The following is a 22,777-nucleotide window of genomic DNA, read 5'->3' as shown; positions in this document are numbered from 1 at the left end:
CTCCCGATTAGCCAAGTTTGCCCCGGTCGCCACTGAGGGCATACGGCCGTGAACTGAATTAAATCCGTGGGAATTCCCCAAAAAATAGGTTGGCGTTTTCGACGAGCAACCAATACCCGATAATTTGGCGACTTTATGGGGTGGCAGCGCTAATTCAAAGCACGCCTGCACAATGGCCGCGCTTATTGAGTCGTGACCACAGCCAGCGCAAAGGGTTGAAATTGCACCTTCATAATCTTTACGGGTAAAGCCCAGCGCGTTACGGGGCAAATCTGGGTGCCGAAAGGCGGGACGAATATAAGTCATTACACAGACTCCTTTGCTGCGCGCTGTTTACGCAGAGGACGCACATTATCACCGCGCACAGCTATCAAAATCTCACTGCGAATTTGCTTCGCAGTAATTGGCGTGCCGTTGTAATTTAAGATCGGTATAAGTTGGCGCGGTGAAATCAAGCATTCGTTTACCAACAAGGTACGCATTTGCGCATCGCGGTTCTGCTCAACTAAAAACACGGTCTCGTGCTCATCGATGAAGGCGTCAACTGTTTTACTAAATGGAAAGCCACGCAGGCGCAGGGTATCAATTGCCACGCCCTCGACTTTTAGGCTATCAACAGCTTCAAGCGTCGCATCTCGGCTGGTGCCAAAATGAATAACGCCAATCTTACTGCCCTTGCCCGCTTTAATAAGCTCGGGTGCGGGTACCCGCTGTTTAGCGGTATCCCATTTTTTCAGTAGGCGCTGCATATTTTTCTCATAGGCATCGCCATCTTCGGTATACACCGCGTATTCGTCACGGGAGGTTCCCCGAGTAAAAAATGCGCCCTTATTCGGGTGCGTGCCGGGGTAAGTGCGGTAGGGAATACCGTCGTCGTCGATATCTAGATAGCGGCCAAAACGCTCACTCAATGCTTCTAACTGTTCTTCATTAAATACTTTGCCGCGCTGATAGTCGCGCTTGTCATCCCAAACCAGCGGCGACGACATGGTGTCGTTCATGCCCAAATCTAAATCGGTGAGCATGATGACTGGGGTCTGCAATGACTCGGCCAAATCAAATGCCTGGGCGGTCATTTCAAAACACTCACGCGGTGTCGATGGAAACAATAAGACATGCTTGGTATCGCCGTGGGAGGCATAGGCACAGGCTAAAATATCAGACTGTTGGGTACGGGTAGGCATCCCGGTAGATGGCCCCGCTCGCTGCACATCAATAAGTACCGTAGGGATCTCAGCAAAATAGGCCAAACCCAAAAATTCGCTCATAAGGGAAATGCCAGGGCCACTGGTCGCCGTGAAGGCCCGTGCGCCATTCCAACTAGCGCCAATCACCATACCAATCGCTGCCAATTCGTCTTCAGCCTGCACAATGGCATAATTTTTATTGCCGCTACCAGGGTCGATACGCAGCCGCTTGCAGTATTTATCAAAGCCGTCGACAACCGAAGTTGACGGTGTAATGGGATACCACGCGGCCACCGTGGCACCGCCATAAATAGCACCGAGCCCCGCCGCGGTATTGCCATCTATGAGAATTTGATCGCCAACGGCGTCCCTGCGTTCCAAACGAATACCCAGCGGACAAGTGTAGTGTTCACTGGCGTAGTGATAGCCCAATTCCAAGGCCCGCACATTTGGGGTGATGAGTTTTTCCTTGCCGCGAAATTGGTCCGACACCAACCCCGTTAGCACGTCAAACTCTATATCCAACAGTGCGGCCAAAGCGCCGACGTAAATTACATTGCGAAATAATTGCTGTTGGCGAGCATCACTAAATTCCCGCTGGCATAAATCCTTAAGGGGCACCCCAATAAAATGGATATCGTTACGAATTAAACGCAGATCAAGTGGCTTACTGGAGTCGTAAAAGAAATAACCACCGCTATCAACCTCCTGAATATCCTTGGCCATACTTTGGGCGTTCATACCCACCATCATATCGATACCACCGCGACGGCCAAGATAGCCCTTCTCGCTGACCCGCACTTCATACCACGTTGGCAGGCCCTGAATATTGGAGGGAAAGATATTTTTAGGGCTAACCGGCAGGCCCATACGGAACACCGCCTTGGCAAACATATTATTGGCACTTGCCGAACCAGTGCCATTGACGTTGGCGAATTTAATGACAAAGTCGTTAACTGCTTCGATTCGTTTCATCTCAGACGCCCTGCCCTGCTTTGCTCACGGTGTAATAAAATTTCTGCATATCCCAAGCCGCTGTCGGGCAGCGCTCGGCGCACAAACCGCAATGCAGGCACATATCCTCGTCTTTAATCATGGCGCGGCCAGTCGCTAAATCCGCAGACACGTAAATAGCTTGCTCAGTATTTTTGGCGGGCATTTTCAGTTTTTGACGAAGCTCAGCCTCGTCGACATCGTTCACGACAATACTGAGGCAGTCGGTAGGACAAATATCGACGCAGGCATCACATTCAATGCAAAGTTTTTCGGTAAACACCGTTTGCGCATCGCAGTTTAGACAGCGCTGGGCCTCGTGGAATGCGGTGGCGGCGTCAAAACCCAGTTCCACTTCAAGTTTGCGATTGCCGAGGGATTTCTCCAGTTCGGCTTGGGGCACGTGGTAGCGCACATCGGTCGCCACTTCGCTGTCATAGCTCCATTCGTGAATCCCCATTTTTTGACTTACGAGGGTTACTCCTGGCGGTGGTCGCTTCGCGACTGATTCGCCCTGACAAAACAAGTCAATTGAGATGGCCGCTTGATGGCCGTGGGCCACGGCGGTAATGACATTTTGCGGGCCAAACGCGGCGTCACCACCAAAGAACACCTTGGGGTTACTGGACTGAAAGGTCGTTTCATCGACAACTGGCATATCCCATTTGCCGAATTCGATATCAATATTGCGCTCAATCCAAGGGAAGGAGTTCTCCTGACCAATAGCAATAAGCACATCATCGCAGGGTATAACTACCGACTCTTCACCGGTCGACACCAAGCTTCGCTTACCTTTGGCGTCGTAAACGGCTGTGACTTTATCAAAGGCCATCGCCACTAGACGGCCCTCTTCGAGAATAAATTCCTTAGGAACATGGTTATCTAAAATCGGTATGCCTTCGTGCTGGGCATCTTCTTTTTCCCAGGGCGAGGCTTTCATTTCGGCAAAGGGGCTGCGCACCACCACCTTGACCTCGTCGCCGCCCAAGCGCCGTGCTGTGCGACAGCAATCCATCGCGGTATTACCACCGCCCAAAACGATTACCCGCTTGCCAATCGTGTCTATATGCTCAAAGGCAACACTCGATAACCAGTCAATGCCGATATGGATATTGGCCTCAGCTTCTTTCCGTCCGGGGATTTCGAGATCCCGCCCGCGGGGCGCACCACTGCCAACAAAAATAGCGTCGTAGTCTTTATCAAGCAGTGACTTAAGGCTATCGATATAGTGGTTGAAATGAGTGAGGACGCCCATATCAAGAATGCGGTCGACTTCCTCATTCAGCACTTCTTCCGGAAGCCGAAAAGCCGGAATTTGGCTGCGCATAAAGCCACCACCAGCACGCTGATCATCATATAAATCAACGCTATAGCCCAGTGGCATTAAGTCTCTGGCGACGGTGAGGGAAGCCGGCCCTGCGCCAATCATGGCAATGCGCTTGCCGTTCTTTTTCTTGGGAATGATGGGCATCAAGGCGCTGATATCGCCTTTATTGTCCGCCGCAACGCGTTTCAGACGACAGATGGCAACTGGCTCATCTTCAACCCGCCCTCGGCGGCACGCTGGCTCGCAGGGCCGGTCACAGGTGCGCCCCAAAACACCGGGAAACACATTGGATTCCCAGTTAATCATATAGGCGTCGGTATAACGCTGGGCGGCAATTAATCGGATATATTCTGGTACCGGCGTATGAGCCGGGCAGGCGTACTGGCAATCGACGACCTTGTGAAAATACTCGGCGTCGCGAACATCTGTGACTTGCAATGTGCCCCCTGAATTTATAGTTATTGGGTAGCAGTGTGTCGGACCGTTAGGAAGGTCAACACCCCGTGATCGTGACTGATTACATCACAGCACTGACAATAATTCACCAGAAAAATAGTGCCATTTTGAATTTGAAATGGATTTTATTAGGATTCAGGCAAAAAAATAACGCACCACAGCTAAGCAATATTTAAAACTGCAGGATAAACCTGCATTATCGGCTGTCTGTGCTAGGGTAAGCGGTACCCTTTCAGCCACGACCAAAGGAGTTCGCCATGCAGTCCACTAAGCATCTGCTCTCAGAACTGACTTGCTCAGGTCAGCGCTACACCTACTATGACCTGCAAAAACTGGGCGATGAACGACTCGCCCTGCTACCAAAATCCTTAAAAATTCTACTCGAGAACCAACTGCGCCATTTCGACGGCAATACTGTTAATGCCGACATTATCGTCGCGTTTTCTCGCTGGTTAGACAGCCCAAAGGGCGGGGAAGATCTGAACTTTTCGCCCGCGCGGGTCTTGATGCAAGACTTTACCGGCGTGCCCGCCATCGTCGATTTAGCCGCAATGCGTGACGCCGTTGCCAAGCGTGGCGGCGACGTATCCGCGATCAATCCGCAAATTCCGGTACACCTGGTAATTGATCACTCAGTTACCGTCGATCAATACGGCTCGCCACAGGCTTTTGGGGAAAACGTCGCCAAGGAAATGGAGCGCAATGAAGAGCGCTACCGGTTTTTAAAATGGGGGCAATCAGCCTTCCGCAACTTTAATGTTGTACCGCCCGGCACCGGAATTTGTCACCAAGTAAATTTGGAGTATTTAGCCCAGGTGGTTTGGGTGAGCGAAGACGGCACCATGGCCTACCCCGACACGGTGCTAGGCACTGACAGCCACACCCCAATGGTGAACGGTTTGGGGGTACTCGGCTGGGGCGTGGGCGGCATCGAAGCAGAAGCGGCACTGCTAGGCCAACCCTACTCAATGATGCTCCCTGAAGTGGTCGGATTTGAATTAAGCGGTAAATTAACTGAAGGCGTGACCGCCACCGACCTCGTGTTAACCGTGGTTGAGATTCTACGCCGTGAAGGCGTCGTCGGAAAATTCGTTGAATTTTTTGGTGACGGCTTAGCTGAGCTCAGTGTTGCTGATCGCGCGACCATCGCCAATATGGCGCCAGAATACGGTGCTACCTGCGGTTACTTCCCCGTTGACGAGGCAACCTTAGCCTACTTAAAACTGACCGGCAGACCGGCGCAGACCATTGCGCTAACCGAGCAATACTGCAAAGCCCAAGGCCTGTGGCGCGAACCCGGCGACTCGCCAATATTCAGTCATAGCGTGGCCTTAAACTTGAGTGAAGTTGTGCCCAGCTTAGCGGGGCCCAGCCGGCCTCAGGACCGCGTAGCCCTCAATGATCTTGGCAACGCCATGCGCGACTACCTACAAGAGAGTGACCGCGATCTAAACGAAACCGCCAATATTGAAGAAATGAAACTCAAGCTGCACCACGGCGATGTGGTTTTAGCCGCGATCACCAGCTGCACCAACACGTCGAACCCCGACGTCATGATCGCGGCGGGCTTAGTTGCCCGCAAAGCCCGTGAACGTGGTCTCCGAGTTAAACCTTGGGTTAAAACATCACTGGCACCGGGCTCCAAAGTCGTCAGCAAGTACTTGACTGACAGCGGCCTACAAGACGACCTCAACTCACTGGGTTTCGATCTTGTTGGCTATGGCTGTACCACCTGCATCGGTAATTCCGGTCCACTTCGCGAGCCGATTGCCAATGCCATAGACAGCAAAGACATGGTGGTGTCAGCACTGCTGTCTGGCAATCGTAATTTCGATGGTCGCATTCACCCCCAAGTGAAAGCGAGCTGGCTGGCCTCACCGCCATTAGTTGTCGCCTTCGCCCTAGCCGGTACAACCTTGTGTAATTTGCAAAAAGATCCAATTGCTACCGACAGCAAAGGCGTCGAGGTATTTCTCAAGGACTTGTGGCCCAGCACCGCAGAGATCCATGAAATACGTAAAATCGTCAGTGGCGCGATGTACCGCGATGCCTATCAAGACGTCTACCTTGGAACGGAAGAATGGCAAGCGATTGAAGTCGAAAAAACCGACACCTATCAGTGGCAGGCAGACTCAAGCTATATACGCTGCCCCGTTTTTTTTGACAATCCAAGCTTAGCTGATGAGGCTTTTCCTACCCTGCGCAGCGCGCGCATACTCGGCGTTTTTGGAGATTCCATAACCACCGACCATATTTCACCTGCAGGTAAAATTGCCGCCGACAGCCCCGCCAGTCACTATCTGCAAAGCCTTGGCGTAGCACCTACGGACTTCAATTCATACGGCTCCCGCCGCGGCAATCACGAAGTCATGACGCGTGGCACCTTTGCCAACCCGCGCCTGCACAATAAATTAGTCGAGCGCGAAGGCGGCTATACCCTTGCGCCAGATGGCGAGACCGTACTGCCAATTTACAAAGCAGCCATGAAATATTTGGAGATCGACAAACCCCTCGTCATTATCGCTGGCAAGCAATACGGCACCGGCTCAAGTCGCGACTGGGCCGCCAAGGGCACCCTGCTACTCGGAGTCAAAGCAGTCATTGCAGAGAGTTTTGAGCGTATTCATCGCTCCAACTTAGTTGGCATGGGCGTTATGCCGGTGGAGTTTGATAAAGAAATACCTAGAGAAATGCTCGACCTGCAAGGTGACGAAAGTGTCGACATTGTTTCTTGCGAAAGCGAACTCACACCGAAGCAAATGGTGCGCATCGTTCTGTCGCGCAGCGACGGCAGTCGCCATGAAGTGCTCGGTAAATTACGGATTGATACCAATGAGGAACTGTCCTACTTTCGCCACGGCGGCATATTACAATACGTACTAAGCCAACTCGATAGCTGAGCGCCACCCTATATTTTCCGCTAATCATTGACGCGGCAACTGCCGGTGGCATACTCAAGGCCTGAAGCACGGGAAAGAGGAATAAAATGAAAATTCATCTCGAAGTTGAAATTAGCCCAGAAGAAGTACGGCGCTTAGTCGGCTTACCCGATGCCCAGCCCCTTTGGGACGCGGTCTACAAACGCATCGGCGAAGGCGACACCGAAATGATTCAGCAAATGGCCAAGACCGCGTTTTCCGAGGGCATGAAAACACTGGATCTATCGGCACGAGTGCTAAAGTCATTGGGCGGCCTAGCCACCAGCCGCAAATCTGAAGACAAGCACTCCAGCGAAACCGGTAGCCCCAATAATACCGAAAAAACCAGCCGTGCTAGCACTACCTCGAACAAACAAGACAGCGTAAAGTCCGGCCCTGTTCGGCGCAGCGCCAGTAGCAAAAGTAAAGACTAATTCCCTAGCCCCAATCAAGAGTTCATTATCATGGCCAGAAACACCACTGGTGGTAAAAAGATTGCTTCCACCGGCAAAGTTTTGCGGGTTCGAAATGCAATGATCAAAGATATTCCTGCGATTGCTGCGCTCTCTAAGCGCGTCTACGATGGCACAGGAATCGACCCCTATACGCGCGCGGAACTGCGTGGCCAGCTCAACAATTTCGGCGAAGGCAAATTTGTTGTCACCTTAGAGGACGATATCGTTGGCTACTGCGCAACCTTTCGCGTTAGTGGCGACGTATGTTTAAAGCCCCATAGCTGGGCTGCAATTACTGCAAATGGCTACGGTACTCGCCACGACCCCGAAGGCGAGTGGATGTACGGCATGGAAGTCTGTGTGGACAGCAGTGTGCGCGGCTACCGTATCGGCCAGCGGCTTTATAACGCCCGTAAAAAACTTTGCGAATCATTAGGATTAAAAGGCATTGTCTTTGTCGGCCGGCTGCCCAGCCTAGCTAAGCGCATGAAAAAATACGGCAGCGCAGAAAATTACCTCGACGCCGTCGTCTCAAAGAAAACCCGCGACCCAGTGCTCTCGTTCCAGCTACACAATGATTTCGAAGTCATTGATTTGGTACCAAATTACCTCAATGCAGATAAAGATTCGCTAGGGTATGGCGTGCATTTGGTATGGCACAACCCTAAGGTTGAGACCGCCGCTACAGCAGCGCATATTAAGCGTCATGGCGGCCGCCAACCCGATACCGTTCGCGTCGGCACCGTGCAGTATATGCAGCGTAAAGTAGATTCTTTTACACAGTTCATGACCTTTATTGAATACTTTGTCGACGTGGTTGCCGACTATAAAGGCGACTTTGTAGTCTTCCCCGAGCTGATTACCCTGCAACTACTGTCGATTGAGAATCAGGAGTTAACGCCGATTCAATCAATCGAAGCGCTGACCAAATACACGCCACGCTATGTAGAAGCCATGCAAGATCTGGCGGTGCGTTACAACATCAATATCATTGGTGGCTCCCACCCAACCCGAGTCGCGAATGGCCGAGTCGAGAATATTTCTTATGTTTTTCACCGCGACGGTCGCGTCGACGAACAGGCTAAAATCCACCCCACCCCCAATGAAGTGTATTGGTGGAATATTGAAGGCGGCAATGAGCTGAATGTTATCGACACCGACTGCGGCCCCATCGGTGTTTTAATTTGCTACGATTCAGAGTTTCCTGAACTTGCTCGTCACTTGGTCGACCAAGGCGCTGAAATCCTCTTCGTACCCTTCTGCACTGATGAGCGTCAGAGTTATTTACGGGTGCGCTACTGCTGTCAGGCCCGGGCCGTAGAAAACCAAGTGTATGTGGTTATGTCCGGAAATGTCGGCAACCTACCCAATGTCGCTAACATGGACATTCAGTACGCTCAAAGCGGTATCTTTACCCCGTGTGATTTCCATTTTGCCCGGGACGGTATAGCCGCCGACACCACCCCGAACGTGGAAACTGTGGCCATCGCCGATTTGCGCCCCGAAGCTTTGCGCGTAGCGCGTAATAGCGGCACGGTGCAGAACTTGCGCGACCGTCGTCATGATCTGTATCAGACTAAATGGCGGGGTAACTAGTCGTCAGACGTCCGACGCCTGACGTCGGACGCATCTCGCTACAGCGGGCAGGTCACGCCTGTACCGCCCAAGCCGCAATAACCACCCGGATTCTTGTCTAAATACTGCTGATGGTAGCCCTCGGCATAATAAAACTCACCGGCCATCACAATTTCAGTACTGATTTCAGGCAAGCCTGCCTTGCTTAGCGCCTGCTGGTATTGCTCAGCAGAAGCTTTTGCCAGCGCTAACTGAGCTTCGTCGGAGCAGTAGATACCCGAGCGATACTGGGTGCCAATATCATTACCTTGGCGCATGCCTTGAGTTGGATTATGACTCTCCCAAAATAGCGCCAGCAATTTTTCGGTGCTGGTCAGCTCTGGGTCGAACACCACCAACACAACCTCGTTATGGCCGGTCATTCCCGAACACACTTCTTCATACGTCGGGTTCGGCGTGTGTCCGCCCGAATACCCCGCCGCAGTGGTATACACCCCCGGCTGCTGCCAGAATTTACGTTCTGCTCCCCAAAAGCAGCCAAGACCGAATACAATTTGCTGCATATTGGCCGGAAATGGCCCAACCATAGGGGTTTTTAAGACTGTATGCTCTTTAGGAACCTGCATTTTTTCACTGCGTCCAGGCAGGGCTTGCTCTGGCGTAGGGATAACGGCTGGCTTGCGGTAGCGATCAAAAATACTCATGGCGGGTACTCCTAACATATTCCCATAAACAGATGCTTACTATGCCTTGATTTACGACTGCCAGGCTAGCGCAGCACTGCAATAAAACCCCATGTTCTTCAATGACTTTGGCATAAAACCAGCTAGGGGATTTTAACAGGATTTTTTATTGCTATTTAGGGACAAACACGTTTAAATCGCCCGCTCTTTCACCTATGCGGGGGATTTATGCTAAATGAAAAGCCTAGATCATATGCCTTCTTTGGAGGCCGGCGCTGCCACGTGTAATCCTATTACACAGTCCGACGAAAACTTAGACCACTTCATTATTCGTGACGGCGTAGCTTACGCTGGCACGCATTTAATTATCGACCTGTGGGGCGCGTCCCACCTCGACGAACTCCCCCGCATGGAAAAAGCCTTTATTGACTGCGTCAATGAATGCGGTGCAACCCTATTGCACATTCATATGCATCATTTCACCCCAAATGGTGGAATATCTGGAGTCGCCGTATTGGCTGAGTCGCACATTAGTGTGCACACATGGCCCGAGCGCGATTACGCCGCATTTGACGTATTTATGTGTGGCGATGCAAAGCCAGAATTGGCGGTAGAGATCCTGCAAAAGGCCTTTTCACCCTCACGCATTGAAGTGGGCGAAAACCTGCGCGGGAGAATGGACGATGTCTGAGTGGTTTAACGAAACCCTCCACGGCGACTACCATCAAGGCTTTAAAATTCGTGAGGTCTTGTTTGAAAGCAAGACCGAGCACCAACACTTGGTCATATTTGAATCCGGCAGCTTTGGCCGGGTCATGGCGCTGGATGGCATTATCCAAACCACCGAGCGCGATGAATTCATCTATCACGAAATGCTGGCGCACACCCCACTATTTGCCCACGGCAACGCCAAAAGCGTACTCATTATTGGCGGCGGTGACGGCGGCCTGCTTCGCGAAGTGCTAAAGCACCCCGAAGTGGAAAGTGCTGTGCAGGTCGAAATTGACCAAGCCGTTATCGATATGTGTGTTAAATACTTGCCCAATCACTCTGCTGGCGCCTATGAAAACCCCCGCGCTGAAATTGTGATTGGCGACGGCATCGACTTTGTTAAGCAGTGTGACCGTCAATTTGACGTCATTTTGTCTGACAGCACTGACCCCATCGGCCCCGGCGAAGTGTTATTTACTTCCCCGTTTTATGAGGGGATCAAACGCTGCCTTAAGCCTGGCGGTATTTTTGCGGCGCAGAATGGCGTAGCCTTTATGCAGCCCGATGAAGTCAGTACCAGCCATAAACGCCTGTCGCCGCTGTTTAGTGACACGGCCTTTTACACCGCAGCGGTACCTACCTATGTCGGCGGGATTATGACTTTTGCTTGGGCAAGCAACGATGCCAGTGCTCGCACTCAGGAGCTAAGCACCCTGCAAGCTCGATTTAAAGCCAGCGGTATCAAAACCCGTTACTACAATCCAGCACTGCATTTTGGGGCCTTTGCCCTACCCCAGTATTTGCTCGACAGCATAGACTGAGGCTTTACCCGCCAAACTGATGGCGGGTAAAGATTCGATTTAACTCACTAAGCCCCTACAAAAAACTTTCCGTGCGTCCGCCTGTCTTATCCGTCAAAATAAGCTCGATTTGACTGACAGCCGTCATGGATTATTGTTAGGGTATGCAGTTGATAAAGTAGTATCGTTGCCATTTCCAAAATCGACATTACAAAGCCGCGCATCAGCCTTTTATAGTTAAGCCGCGCGATAGGACCCAGAACAATTCTGGGAAAAGCCAACACCAACAATGGCCGTATAAATGAAATTTCGTTTCCCCGTCGTCATCATTGACGAAGATTTTCGCTCAGAAAACATCTCAGGCTCCGGTATCCGCGACCTCGCTGACGCCATTAGCAAAGAAGGCATGGAAGTTATTGGTCTCACCAGCTACGGCGACCTCACCGCCTTCGCCCAACAAGCGAGCCGCGCCTCCTGCTTTATTCTGTCAATAGACGACGAGGAGTTTGGCGACGGCAGCGACGAGACCGTGAGCCAAGCCCTGGAGTCTATCGGCCAATTCATGACCGCCGTGCGCCAGCGCAACACCGATATACCTGTGTTTCTCTACGGGGAAACCCGCACCTCGCGCCATATTCCCAATGAAATATTGCGTGAATTGCACGGCTTCATTCACATGTTTGAAGACACGCCGGACTTTGTGGCCCGTCACATTATTCGTGAGGCCAATAAATACCTATCCGCTCTCGCGCCGCCGTTCTTCCACGCACTGATGAACTATGCCAGCGACAGTTCCTATTCATGGCACTGCCCTGGCCACTCCGGCGGGGTCGCCTTCTTAAAAAGCCCCGTTGGGCAAATGTTCCACCAGTTTTTTGGTGAGAACCTGCTCCGCGCCGACGTGTGTAATGCGGTAGAAGAGCTCGGTCAGTTACTCGATCACACCGGTCCCGTTAGCGCCAGTGAGAACAACGCCGCGCGCATATTCGGCTGCGACCACCTGTTCTTTGTGACTAACGGCACCTCTACCTCCAATAAAGTGGTATGGCACTCCACCGTTGCCCCCGGAGATATCGTGGTAGTAGACCGCAACTGCCACAAATCCATTTTGCACAGCATTATTATGACCGGCGCAATTCCCGTGTTCTTAATGCCGACCCGCAATCACTACGGGATTATCGGCCCGATCCCAAAGAGCGAGTTTGATCCCGCGGCAATTCGCAAAAAGATCGAAGACCACCCCTTTGCCCGCCACGCCGAAGACAAAAAGCCCCGTATTCTGACGATTACCCAGAGTACTTACGACGGTATTGTGTATAACGTCGAAGAGATCAAAGACATCCTCGACTCTACCATCGACACCCTGCATTTCGACGAAGCGTGGCTACCCCATGCGGCATTTCACGAGTTCTACCACAATATGCACGCCATCGGTTCTGGCCGCCCCCGCTCCGATGACACCCTCGTATTTGCCACTCAATCCACCCACAAACTGCTGGCTGGTCTGTCCCAAGCTTCGCAGATACTCGTGCAAGATGGCACTAAGCGTAAACTAGACACGCATCGCTTTAATGAGTCGTATCTAATGCACTCATCCACTAGCCCCCAGTACGCCATTATTGCCTCCTGCGACGTAGCGGCAGCCATGATGGAGGCCCCAGGCGGCACCGCGCTGGTCGACGAATCTATTCTGGAAGCACTGGATTTCCGCCGCGCCATGCGCAAAGTCGATGCCGATTACGGCGACGATTGGTGGTTCCGAGTTTGGGGACCAGAGGTATTGGCCGAAGAAGGCATTGGCGACCGCGACGATTGGGTTATTCACTCTGACGATCGCTGGCACGGTTTTGGCGACATTGAGTCCGGCTTTAATATGCTCGACCCGATTAAGGCGACCATTATCACCCCCGGTCTCGACGTCGATGGCAACTTTGATGAAATTGGTATTCCGGCCTCTATTGTTAGCAAGTATTTAGCTGAACACGGCATTATCATTGAAAAAACCGGGATGTACTCCTTCTTCATCATGTTCACCATCGGTATCACTAAAGGCCGCTGGAACTCAATGGTGACCGAGTTACAGCAGTTTAAAGATGACTACGATCAGAACTTGCCACTGTGGCGAGTAATGCCCCAATTCGCCGCAAAATTTCCAAAATACGAGAAAGTCGGCCTGCGCGACCTGTGCAGCGATATTCACAATGTTTACAAAGAATACGACCTCGCGCGGATCACCACTGAAATGTATCTCTCGGAAATGGAAGCGGCCATGATCCCTGCCGATGCTTGGGCCAGAATGTCCCACCGCAAGGTTGAGCGCGTTCCCATTGACGAGCTAGAAGGCCGAATTACCGCCATGCTAGTAACGCCCTACCCGCCAGGTATCCCCCTGCTTATTCCTGGTGAGCGCTTCAATAATATTATTGTGCGCTACCTGCAATTTGTGCGCGACTTTAACTCTCGCTTCCCCGGCTTTGAAACTGACTGCCACGGCTTGGTTAAAGAAAAAGTTAACGGCGTTGACCACTACTTTGTTGACGCGGTTATCGACGAGTAGACAAAATCGTAAAAGGGCCTGCAAGCATGTTATTTGCTAAGTGTTTACCCCAGTCAGGGGCTAAGAGATACGCCGCAATGCTCAGCTTGGCGGCCTTCCTACTAAGCGCATGCACAGCACTTAGCATTGATCTTGACCCTGAGTTCAGATCTCAAGCTGAACTCTTTACGGTGTCAGGCCGACAAGGCCTAATGCTCCGCCAACAACTCCGCTTTGGCCCTTACCACACGGATATTGTCGATCGCGACTGGAATAGTAGCAGCGAAGTTCAAATCGCCAATTACAAAAGTCAGAATCAGCGCGGCGGCTTTCGCTTCACTCAACGGGCTTTTGGCGAAAATGGCCACCATGTCGATTGTCGAAGCCGAGCAAACAATGAATCCTTAACTTTTGGCAGACCCGAACGCGGCCAATGGAATTGGCTACTAAATGCTGACAACCGTTTCGACTGTGAAATTGGCGCTGCGAGCACCGAACCGCGCTGGCACCTTGCCGTCGGCCAGCGGGACTACGACAACACCTTAAGCGGCGGGCTATTTGGGCCAAGCTCCCACTACCACATTAACAGCATTCACACCGCGCAAGGCAGCGCGATGACCATGGGGGTTATAGGCTACCAAATCAGCCGCGATGGAATTATTGTGGCGACACTAGAAACAATGAACCAAGGGCGGGTATGGTTGCGTCAAGATTTAAGCGCAAGTGAAGCGAGTCTACTCGCGGCGGCAGCAAGCGCCCTACTGCTATATGAAGCACCAGATAGCTAAATCAAGTAATAAACCGCACCAAATTAATGCAGCTTTACCAAAGCAAGGCGATTAAGCTCAGCACCCGAAAGTAAATTTAATCCTCGACCTTTTTCCTGCACAAGCCCTCGGATATGCCCGCCAACTGGCGCTTTCCAGCGTCAAAGCCATAAAAACAGCGTTTAAGCACTACAACACAAAATTAAAATTTGCTTACTGGCTTGAACTTTGCTAGCTTCAAGGGGTCCGATCATTAGTTGAGATTAGTCGTATCAGAAATTAGCTTTTACCGCGTAGTAAAAACCCACGTACGGAAAAGCAGTTAGCAGCCAAGTAGTTGCTGCATACTGAGAACAAATCAATGGCCAGTGTGAATTTGGCCAAATCGGCAAGACCTGACAATTTTTAGCGAAACTCATCGCAGCGCGAAAACAGTGTCGCCCTACTATTTAGGCGACAGGATTTTACAAGCACTAGCGGCGCAAAAAATTGTTCAGAAACTAAACTCTGTCATACCCCTGTCATATCAAACAGCGATAGTGGCCGACAGCAAAATAACAAATATAGCAATATTTGGTAATGGAAGAAGGCGCAGAAGCGCAATGGAGAAAGAAAATGAACAAACAGAATCAAGAAGTGAATGTAAAAAATCTGTGCAGTCGCAAATTGTGGGAACTATTGAAAAACGCCGAATGGCAGGACAAATCTGAACGCTTTGCCATTGAGCGCGAGCTGTCAGGCCGTCGTCACTATATAAAGGAACTGGAACAGCTTACTGCCCGAGAAACCATGCATTAAGCACCACAATAAACGGTAACACCCCCAGCAATAACCACGGCAACCAAGCCGCCCAAAATACAAGTTGTTCCTCACACACTCGATGAATCGCCAGGCCCAACAGGGCCGGCACTTGTTTCGCGTCACGCATTTCTGAAACCGGCGGCATAGTAACACCCTCGAGAATGCCACTATTTAGCAAGGCGCTCGAAAATTTTCCGCCCGCCTCCACTTCGCTCGCCAACTTGAAATAACGGCTGTTTACCGGTGCATCCGGTAGGCGCCTCGCGGATTGTTTCAAAGCTTGCGGCAGGGTGAAATCAGCACCAATACAATCAGCCAGATGATTCATATAGTGATAGTTTTGATATTGCGTCAGCGCGGAACCCAATGCTGGTAAGCGATAGGCCACACCAACGCAACTGCGCCTAAACCACGCAGAGTACTGCGCCGCCTGCCAAAGCCCATAGACGACGCCTAGCGGGAGCAATCCTGCTATTGCGAGCCATACTGCATGAGGCATCGTGGTAAGCCCACGACTAAGTGCCAACAAGGGCAAGCCCAGCGCACAAACAACTAACACCAACACCGGCGCCCACAAATGCCGACGCAAATTGCGCCTAAACTCAGTTTGTAAACGATAGTGTTCAGCGAGACGTAAGTAAATTTTCGCTAAATTGCCAACCGCCAAACCCAGCTGCATAAATTGCAGCTCCCAAGGAGTAAACATACCCCCTTCACGCAGCTCGTCGAGGACAATGCGCTGGCCACTGGCAAATTGCTCGGCCAGCTCATCGAGCTGCGCCCGCTGCGCAGTGCGCTGCCCCTTGCTTAACAAGGCAACCACCTGGTCCCAATTATTTTCGCCTGACTGACTGGCTTGATACAAGGCTTGAAATAAGACAAAGCGTTGCGCTGGGCTAGATCCTGAAACCATGAACAATTCCATTGAATACAATTGGTGGGTCTACAGCCCACAAGGCTTTATACTTTAGCACAGCTAAATTCACGGGTAGCCTGCTTGTAGGCTATTAACACCTTTTAAGGACCTTGCATGATTATTCGTTTACTTTTTGCAGCGCTAATTCTCTACGCTTTATACCGATTTGTAAAAACGGTACAAAGCAAACCTGCTGCTGAGCGACGCGGTTATTATATTAGCCTAATCATCGGTTTAGGCGCTGCCGCACTTATACTGCTGTCAATAACAGGTCGAGTCCACTGGATCGCGGGGCTGGTTGGCGGCGCGCTACCCTTTATACGCCAGTATGTTCTTAAACATATCTATCACCGCCTGAGCAACGGTAACAAGAACAATACCCAGAGCGAGCAAGCTCCACCTCAACGCCCTAGCAGCGCCATGAATCAACAGCAGGCCTTGTCTGTGCTCGGCCTCAAAGCAGGCGCCAGTGACGACGAGATCATCACAGCACATCGCCAATTAATGCAAAAATTTCACCCCGATCGCGGCGGCAACGATTTTCTCGCCAGCCAGATCAACGACGCCAAAGATGTGCTGCTCGGCAAGCGCGGCCACTAAAGCCCGATTCAACTACGCGCTCAAACGCGTTAAAATTCGCGCTGTTTTTACAACCGCTTTTTCATACAAGGGATTCAATGGCTACTATTTTTGTTATCCAAAATCAGAATGGTCACTACCTCGGTAAACAGCAGCAATGGCTGGATGGCCGCGACAGACGCCTGTTATTTCGCACCGTGCATAGCGACGAGGTAGCCAACGTTATTTTTGAACAAAGCAGTAAAGATATTCAACTGCGCGCCCAAGCCTTGGCTTGCGAGCTCGATGACAGCAATCAACCCATAGTCAAACCTGGACCACCAATTCAGAGCGAAACACCATCGCTATTCGATGACGAACTGGCAGAAACAAGCCAGGCTGACGACGACACAGCAGCAAATGACGAAATTGACCTTAGCGAAGATGATATTTCTACATTATGACTTGAAACTCAATGCTCTAGCCTCCATCTAAGCTCTGTCCTTAAACACTGGAAGCCTACGTCATGATGCGAATTCTTTTATTTCTTGCCACCAACTTGGCGGTCGTGTTCGTTGCTAGTATTACCCTGAGCTTGCTCGGCGTAGAAAGCATCATGGCCAACAATGGGGTTGACCTTAACCTCAGTTCCCTGCTGATTTTCTGCGCAGTTTTTGGTATGAGCGGATCACTGGTCTCGCTACTCATTTCGAAGTGGATGGCCAAACGCGCTACCCATGCCCAGGTCATCACCACGCCCAATACCAGCGAAGAACGCTGGCTACTCGAAACGGTTGCTGAACTTGCCCAAAAAGCCGGCATTGGCATGCCTGAGGTGGCGATATTCCCCTCGCCATCAGCCAATGCTTTCGCCACCGGTTGGAACCGCAATGCGGCTCTCGTAGCCGTATCGGAAGGTTTACTGCGACAAATGCGCCCCAACGAGGTCCGCGCCGTACTCGCCCACGAAATAGGCCATGTTGCCAATGGCGATATGATTACCCTGACATTAATCCAAGGTGTGGTGAATACCTTTGTCATGTTTTTTGCGCGAATCATCGGTCACACAGTTGACCGAGCGGTGTTTAAAACTGAGCGCGGTCATGGTATTGCGTTTTATGTCACCACCTTTATCGCAGAGATGGTTCTAGGCATATTGGCATCAACGATAGTGATGTGGTTTTCACGCTGGCGGGAATTCAGGGCCGACGCTGCCGGCGCGAGCCTTGCCAGTCGCGCGGACATGATCGCCGCCTTGCAGCGCCTGCAAGCCCAGCAGGGATTGCCTACTGATCTGCCCGGCGAGATGAGTGCCTTTGGTATTAGCAGCCAGACCAAATCTGATTTGGCCGCGCTATTTAGCTCGCACCCACCACTCGAAAAGCGCATCCAAGCACTGCGGAATGGTCAATAATGGCCTTCACGGTAGAACGCTCCCAGCTGGTTGCCGCCCTACATGGCATGAGCAATAGCAGCCTCAGTCCGGGCGCCAGCGGCAATGCCTCAGTGCGCACCACCGATGGCGGCATGTTAATCTCAGCCAGCGGCCAGTTGGCGGGCAATACCCGCCCCGGTGATCTCGTTTATATCGACAGTGACGGCGAAATTCCCAAGAACCAGCGCAAGCCTTCCAGCGAATGGCGAATGCACTGGCAGGTTTATCTCGACCACCCTGAAGCCGGCGGTATAATCCACTGCCACTCCCGCTACGCCACCGTGCTCGCCTGTCAGCGCCGCGCCATACCCGCGTTTCATTATATGGTTGCTATCGCCGGCGGCGACTCGATCCCCTGTGCGCAATACGCCGCATACGGCACCCAAGAGCTATCAGATTACGTCAGCGCCGCGCTGCAACAACGCCGCGCCTGCCTTATGTCTAATCATGGCCAAATAGCCTATGCCGCAGACCCTTTACGGGCTCTCGCCCTCGCGAAAGATATTGAAGAGTTGGCCGCGAATTATTATTTAAGCTTACAGGGTGGCGAGCCGGTGATTCTCAATGAAACCGAAATGGCAGAAGTATTAAGTCGCTACGCCGATTATGGCCAACAAAATCAAGCCTAAGCGTCGACCATCATTTTAACCAATACCGCCTTGGGTCAAATGAGATTACCCCCAAAATTTCAGCTCAGGCGGTTTTTTCTTCAAAAAAACCATGCTACTCTCGGCGCACCAATATTGATCAAAAATATAATATAGCTCTGTATTGGTGCATTATATGCACTTAAAAATGTCACACAACTATAAAAAGCTTGTCACTAGCCAAGATTACATTGGCTGACAACTATTCATAACGGGGATGTAGCAAATGAAAAAGACTTTATTAGCCAGTGCCATCGCAATTCTCGCAACCAGCCATGCGTATGCAGACTATCAATTTGAGCTCGGTGCGGTATACGCCCAAGGCGAAGCGGGTAATACCGACTACGACGGTTTCGGCATTGGTGGTGAATTCCATTTTGATAAAGTAGACACAAGCAAAGGCCCTCTGGCCGAAGCTAGCTTCCTCGACAAGTCCTCTTTCGTCAACTTCAGTTTCCTCAGCATTGAACCCGACGTGAAAAATGCTGACGAAATAGAAACCACCGATATTGGTGGCCGCTTTGTTACGGCAACAAACCTTATTATCGAAGCCAATTGGACAACTGCAGATGCCGGCAACTCAGACACTGATACCATCCGTGTCGGTGTAGGTACCTATTTAAGTGACAATACCGATGTCGTGGTGAGCTACACCACTGAAGATGACAACAACGCTGATGTCGATTACCTCGACGTTACCTTCCACGGTGTGAACCCACTGAGTCAAGGCGCTTCAGTTGCCTTTGATGTATCTGCAGGCTACATCGATACCGACACCGATAGCGGCTACCAGATTTCAGTTGGCGGTACCTATTACTTCAACAAGATGTTCGGCCTCGGCGTAAGCGCTGGAATCACAGACGTCGGTGACATCTCTAGCGATACCGTCAGTGTTGACGCTAGCTTCTTTCCCAGCGAGCAGTTTGAGCTAAGCGCATCAATTTTTGATTCAAGCACTGAATTTAATAATACCGACATTGACTCAGACGGAATTATGTTCGGCGCCGCTGTTCGCTTTTAATTTTAAATAGTTTAAAACACCTAAAACCGCCGCTAATCCGGCGGTTTTTTTATTTATGTCCCTTTTGGTTTAAGCCGCGCCGTGGGCAAGCTTTGTTGTGGGTTGTCTGGCCATGGGTGTTTGGGGTATCGCCCCTTCATATCTTTTTTAACATCATGATAACTACCCTGCCAAAAGCCTGCTAAATCTTGCGTCACTTGCAAGGGTCGTCGCGCTGGCGAAAGTAAATGCAGTAGCAGTGGCTGCCTACCATTACCCACCGCCGGGTTAACCGAACAGCCAAACATCTCTTGCAGTTTTACGGCTAGTACGGGCGGATTCTGAGTGTAATCAATTTTAATTTGAGAACCCGACGGCACTGTATAACGCTCAGGAAATAACGCATCTAGCGCTTGGCGCTGTGGCCAGTCGAGACACGCGGCCAGCATCTCACTCACATCGAGACGTTTAAAATCCTGCAGAGAATTAACACCAGTTAAATACGGCGCCAGCCAATCCTCAACATTTTCCAGCAAACTTTCGTCGCTCAATTCCGGCCAACCGCCTGGCTGGCAGTTCAATTTAGCGGCCAATATCATGCGAGCACGGTATTGCAAAGCGTGCTCAGACCAATTGAAAAGGTCTAAACCGCGGCGCTGAACAAAGGCCAGTAGAGCCACTGCTTTTTGCTCCGCAGTAACGGTGTTCAAAACCTCTCGCCGCCAAAGCAAACTACCTACTAGCTGACTTCGCTCCGCGATAAATCGGCCCTTGTCATCGTTCCAATCAGCCCGCTCAACTGTTTGCACACTGCTCGCTAGCAGCCCGCCAAAATGCCCTGAGTCTAGCGCTGCCGCAAGCTGAATAAAATCACTGCGGCCACCGGCAGTGCCGCCCAAGCTGGCCACCACCAACCAAGGCGAAGCATTCAAGGCATCGGCCTCGTTTAAGCTCGCGGCGCGGCCATTACTTAGCACGTAATCCCGACCGCGCTCCCGGCGCTGCTTAGCAATACGATCTGGGTAGGCAAAAGCTAGCAACACCGCCGCATCAACATTTGTCGGCTCAATCTTAGCACCCCCGCTCTTCGCCAAAACTCGCTCATATTGTTGTTGCTGTTTTTTTAAGCGGGCGACAATACCTTGCTGCTGACGATCAGATCGCTGTTCACCCAATAAGACAGCCAAGCGCGAATGTATATCTGCGCTGTTACGAGGACCAAAATCTCGCTCACTAAGCAATGCCGCAACAGCACAGGCTAACGGTGCCACCCCTAATTCTTGCCCCTTTAATAACATATGGGCCAGACGAGGGTGCACTGGCAAACCTGCCATCGCTTCACCATGAGATGTGATCTGTAAGCGTTCATCCCGCAACGACAAGGCGCCTAAGTCCAACAGCAAATCCAATGCCTGCTGAAAGGCAGCAAGCGGCGGTGGATCTAACCATGTCAATTGACAGGGGTCAGCAATCCCCCAGCGCATTAACTGAAGAGCAAAAGCACTTAAATCTGCCTGCAAAATTTCTGGCTCGTTATAAGCCACCAGTTCATTTTGTTGGGACTCACTCCACAGCCGGTAGCACACCCCCTCACTCAGGCGTCCGGCACGGCCTGCACGCTGCTGAGACGAGGCCTTCGACAATCGCTTTGTCGTGAGCCTAGTCATACCTGTGCGCGGATCAAATGCCGGAAGTCGCGCCAAGCCACTATCGACAACAACGCGAATTCCCTCAATTGTTAAACTGCTTTCCGCAATACTGGTGGCCAGCACTACTTTGCGTTGACCCGCTGGGGGAGCTGTAATCGCCAATCGTTGTTCAGCGAGACTTAAATCCCCGTATAAGGGTGCGACGATGACATCACTGTCAACGCTGTTTGCCAAATTGGCAGCGCAGCGGCGAATCTCGCCCTGCCCCGGCAAAAATACCAAGATACTACCCTCTTCATCCCGTAAGGCATCCTGAACAATTCTGCACACCCGGTCGACGGTATTTTGATCATGACGGTAGGCATCACCGTAGCGCAAACTCACCGGGTATTGGCGGCCCTCACTGCGCAATACCGACGCTGCAGCACGGTCTTCAGCCCTAAAGAGTTCGGCAATACGCTCACCATCTAAGGTGGCCGACATCAACAAAATTTTAAGGGGAACGTCACGCAGCTCAGCGAACAGGCTGCGTCCCTCAAGGCTTAGCGCCAAACCCAAATCAGCATCTAGGCTACGCTCGTGGAACTCATCAAAAATGACTAGGCCAATCCCCCCGAGGGACGGGTCGTCTTGCAACATGCGCGTTAACACTCCCTCAGTAACCACTTCAATTCGGGTTTGTTTACTCACCGCACTGTCCATACGCATACGGTAGCCCACGGTTTGACCTACTCGTTCGCCCAATACTTCAGCCATGCGCTCGGCTGCCGCCCGCGCTGCAATGCGGCGAGGCTCTAACATTAAAATTCGCTGGCCCACCAGCCACGACTCCGCCAATAAGGCCAAAGGAACCCGTGTAGTTTTACCGGCGCCGGGGGGCGCTTCTAATACCAGCTCATCGCTACTAGCCAAGGCTAGGCAAATGTCTGGTATCAAGGTTTCTATCGGTAAGTCAGCCATATGCAGCTTACACTCCAAGCTGGGATTGCAGAGTTTTCTAGGAGCGCAGTATAAAGCAATTTTCAGGACGTTTAATGGGAGACGGGGGGCGCAAAAACCAATCTAGCTCTCAGTTAAAGCAGCTACTTCACAAGTACTTAAATCTCGGTACTCGCCTGGCGCGAGCTTGGCGTCTAATTCAAGGCTGCCGATGCGATGGCGATGTAAGCTTAAGACCTCATTTTGGAAGCGGCCAAACATTCGCTTGATCTGATGATAGCGGCCTTCGCACAATGTCACTTCGGCTATATGCTCAGACACTATTTCCAGCTGCGCCGGGCGAGTAGTGATATTCTCGTATTCAAAATACATTCCGGCGGCAAAAGCGTCCACGTAAACAGCGCATAATGGCTCGGCCACTGTG

Annotated in this window: 18 protein-coding genes and 2 pseudogenes; 13 read left to right on the top strand and 7 right to left on the bottom strand. The window is 51.5% G+C overall.

The genetic code is table 11. The features are described 5' to 3' along the window. The 3 genes and pseudogenes from ABYT30_RS06030 to ABYT30_RS06020 all read right to left on the bottom strand — a co-directional run. Positions 1-306: pseudogene (locus tag ABYT30_RS06030) on the bottom strand (2-oxoacid:ferredoxin oxidoreductase subunit beta); the annotation flags it as partial. Next, the gene (locus tag ABYT30_RS06025; protein ID WP_373095641.1) at positions 306-2,162 is read right to left on the bottom strand and encodes a 2-oxoacid:acceptor oxidoreductase subunit alpha; all 1,857 of its coding nucleotides are present in this window, start codon (positions 2,160-2,162) and stop codon (positions 306-308) included. The gene ABYT30_RS06025 and the pseudogene ABYT30_RS06030, both read right to left, overlap by 1 nt. Before the next feature lies 1 nt (position 2,163). Continuing rightward, positions 2,164-3,945, bottom strand: a complete 1,782-nt coding sequence (locus ABYT30_RS06020) for an FAD-dependent oxidoreductase (RefSeq protein WP_373095640.1) — start codon at positions 3,943-3,945, stop codon at positions 2,164-2,166. A 275-nt stretch (positions 3,946-4,220) separates the two neighbouring features. On the opposite strand from ABYT30_RS06020, the gene acnA reads away from it, so the two are divergent. From acnA to ABYT30_RS06005, 3 genes are all read left to right on the top strand, one after another. Beyond that, positions 4,221-6,863 (top strand): aconitate hydratase AcnA, encoded by a 2,643-nt coding sequence (gene acnA, locus ABYT30_RS06015; RefSeq protein ID WP_373079629.1) that lies wholly within the window; start codon positions 4,221-4,223, stop codon positions 6,861-6,863. Positions 6,864-6,949: 86 nt separating this feature from the next. After that, entirely contained in the window at positions 6,950-7,315 is a 366-nt protein-coding gene (locus ABYT30_RS06010) for a DUF6489 family protein (RefSeq protein ID WP_373079631.1), read from the top strand. Positions 7,316-7,345: 30 nt separating this feature from the next. Continuing rightward, positions 7,346-8,932: a nitrilase-related carbon-nitrogen hydrolase gene (locus tag ABYT30_RS06005; protein ID WP_373079633.1), complete on the top strand. Its 1,587-nt coding sequence runs from the start codon at positions 7,346-7,348 to the stop codon at positions 8,930-8,932. Positions 8,933-8,970: 38 nt separating this feature from the next. Here ABYT30_RS06005 and msrA read toward each other — a convergent pair whose 3' ends face one another. Then, the gene (msrA, locus tag ABYT30_RS06000) at positions 8,971-9,615 is read right to left on the bottom strand and encodes a peptide-methionine (S)-S-oxide reductase MsrA (protein ID WP_373079635.1); all 645 of its coding nucleotides are present in this window, start codon (positions 9,613-9,615) and stop codon (positions 8,971-8,973) included. Between the two features lie 214 nt (positions 9,616-9,829). On the opposite strand from msrA, the gene speD reads away from it, so the two are divergent. The 5 genes from speD (at position 9,830) to ABYT30_RS05975 (ending at position 15,206) form a co-directional block, all read left to right on the top strand. Then, positions 9,830-10,285: an adenosylmethionine decarboxylase gene (gene speD / locus ABYT30_RS05995; RefSeq protein ID WP_301026460.1), complete on the top strand. Its 456-nt coding sequence runs from the start codon at positions 9,830-9,832 to the stop codon at positions 10,283-10,285. Beyond that, positions 10,278-11,126, top strand: coding sequence for a polyamine aminopropyltransferase (gene speE / locus ABYT30_RS05990; protein ID WP_373095638.1), 849 nt, complete (start codon positions 10,278-10,280; stop codon positions 11,124-11,126). The genes speD and speE overlap by 8 nt, the downstream gene beginning before the upstream one ends. Positions 11,127-11,406: 280 nt before the next feature. Further along, entirely contained in the window at positions 11,407-13,662 is a 2,256-nt protein-coding gene (locus tag ABYT30_RS05985) for an Orn/Lys/Arg decarboxylase N-terminal domain-containing protein (protein WP_373079640.1), read from the top strand. Positions 13,663-13,688: 26 nt separating this feature from the next. Further along, positions 13,689-14,429 (top strand): hypothetical protein, encoded by a 741-nt coding sequence (locus ABYT30_RS05980; protein ID WP_373079642.1) that lies wholly within the window; start codon positions 13,689-13,691, stop codon positions 14,427-14,429. A gap of 594 nt (positions 14,430-15,023) precedes the next feature. Next, complete coding sequence (locus ABYT30_RS05975) at positions 15,024-15,206, top strand: hypothetical protein (RefSeq protein ID WP_008249084.1); 183 nt, start codon at positions 15,024-15,026, stop codon at positions 15,204-15,206. Here ABYT30_RS05975 and ABYT30_RS05970 read toward each other — a convergent pair. Beyond that, the gene (locus ABYT30_RS05970) at positions 15,181-16,122 is read right to left on the bottom strand and encodes a type II secretion system F family protein (protein ID WP_373095636.1); all 942 of its coding nucleotides are present in this window, start codon (positions 16,120-16,122) and stop codon (positions 15,181-15,183) included. The two genes, ABYT30_RS05975 and ABYT30_RS05970, sit on opposite strands and share 26 nt — an antisense overlap. 117 nt (positions 16,123-16,239) lie before the next feature. Here ABYT30_RS05970 and ABYT30_RS05965 point away from each other — a divergent pair, with 117 nt between their 5' ends. The 5 genes from ABYT30_RS05965 (at position 16,240) to ABYT30_RS05945 (ending at position 19,786) form a co-directional block, all read left to right on the top strand. Next, positions 16,240-16,725 carry a DnaJ domain-containing protein gene (locus ABYT30_RS05965; RefSeq protein WP_373079646.1) on the top strand — a complete coding sequence of 162 codons (486 nt, stop codon included), beginning with the start codon at positions 16,240-16,242 and terminating at the stop codon, positions 16,723-16,725. A 77-nt stretch (positions 16,726-16,802) separates the two neighbouring features. Then, the gene (locus ABYT30_RS05960; protein WP_373079648.1) at positions 16,803-17,147 is read left to right on the top strand and encodes a hypothetical protein; all 345 of its coding nucleotides are present in this window, start codon (positions 16,803-16,805) and stop codon (positions 17,145-17,147) included. A 62-nt stretch (positions 17,148-17,209) separates the two neighbouring features. Next, positions 17,210-18,097 carry a protease HtpX gene (gene htpX, locus ABYT30_RS05955; RefSeq protein ID WP_373079650.1) on the top strand — a complete coding sequence of 296 codons (888 nt, stop codon included), beginning with the start codon at positions 17,210-17,212 and terminating at the stop codon, positions 18,095-18,097. After that, on the top strand, positions 18,097-18,747 hold the full coding sequence (locus ABYT30_RS05950; protein ID WP_373079651.1) for a class II aldolase/adducin family protein: 651 nt from the start codon (positions 18,097-18,099) through the stop codon (positions 18,745-18,747). Before htpX ends, ABYT30_RS05950 begins: the two co-directional genes overlap by 1 nt. 244 nt (positions 18,748-18,991) lie before the next feature. Beyond that, on the top strand, positions 18,992-19,786 hold the full coding sequence (locus ABYT30_RS05945; RefSeq protein ID WP_373095634.1) for a putative porin: 795 nt from the start codon (positions 18,992-18,994) through the stop codon (positions 19,784-19,786). A 53-nt stretch (positions 19,787-19,839) separates the two neighbouring features. Here ABYT30_RS05945 and hrpB read toward each other — a convergent pair whose 3' ends face one another. Continuing rightward, positions 19,840-22,374 carry an ATP-dependent helicase HrpB gene (hrpB, locus tag ABYT30_RS05940; RefSeq protein WP_373095633.1) on the bottom strand — a complete coding sequence of 845 codons (2,535 nt, stop codon included), beginning with the start codon at positions 22,372-22,374 and terminating at the stop codon, positions 19,840-19,842. A 102-nt stretch (positions 22,375-22,476) separates the two neighbouring features. Further along, positions 22,477-22,777 (bottom strand): annotated as a pseudogene (locus ABYT30_RS05935) (16S rRNA pseudouridine(516) synthase); the annotation flags it as partial.

Source organism: Zhongshania sp., assembly GCF_041623545.1.
GTDB lineage: Bacteria > Pseudomonadota > Gammaproteobacteria > Pseudomonadales > Spongiibacteraceae > Spongiibacter.
The sequence above is the reverse complement of the archived record's forward strand: the minus strand, read 5'-3'. Positions and strand labels throughout refer to the sequence as shown.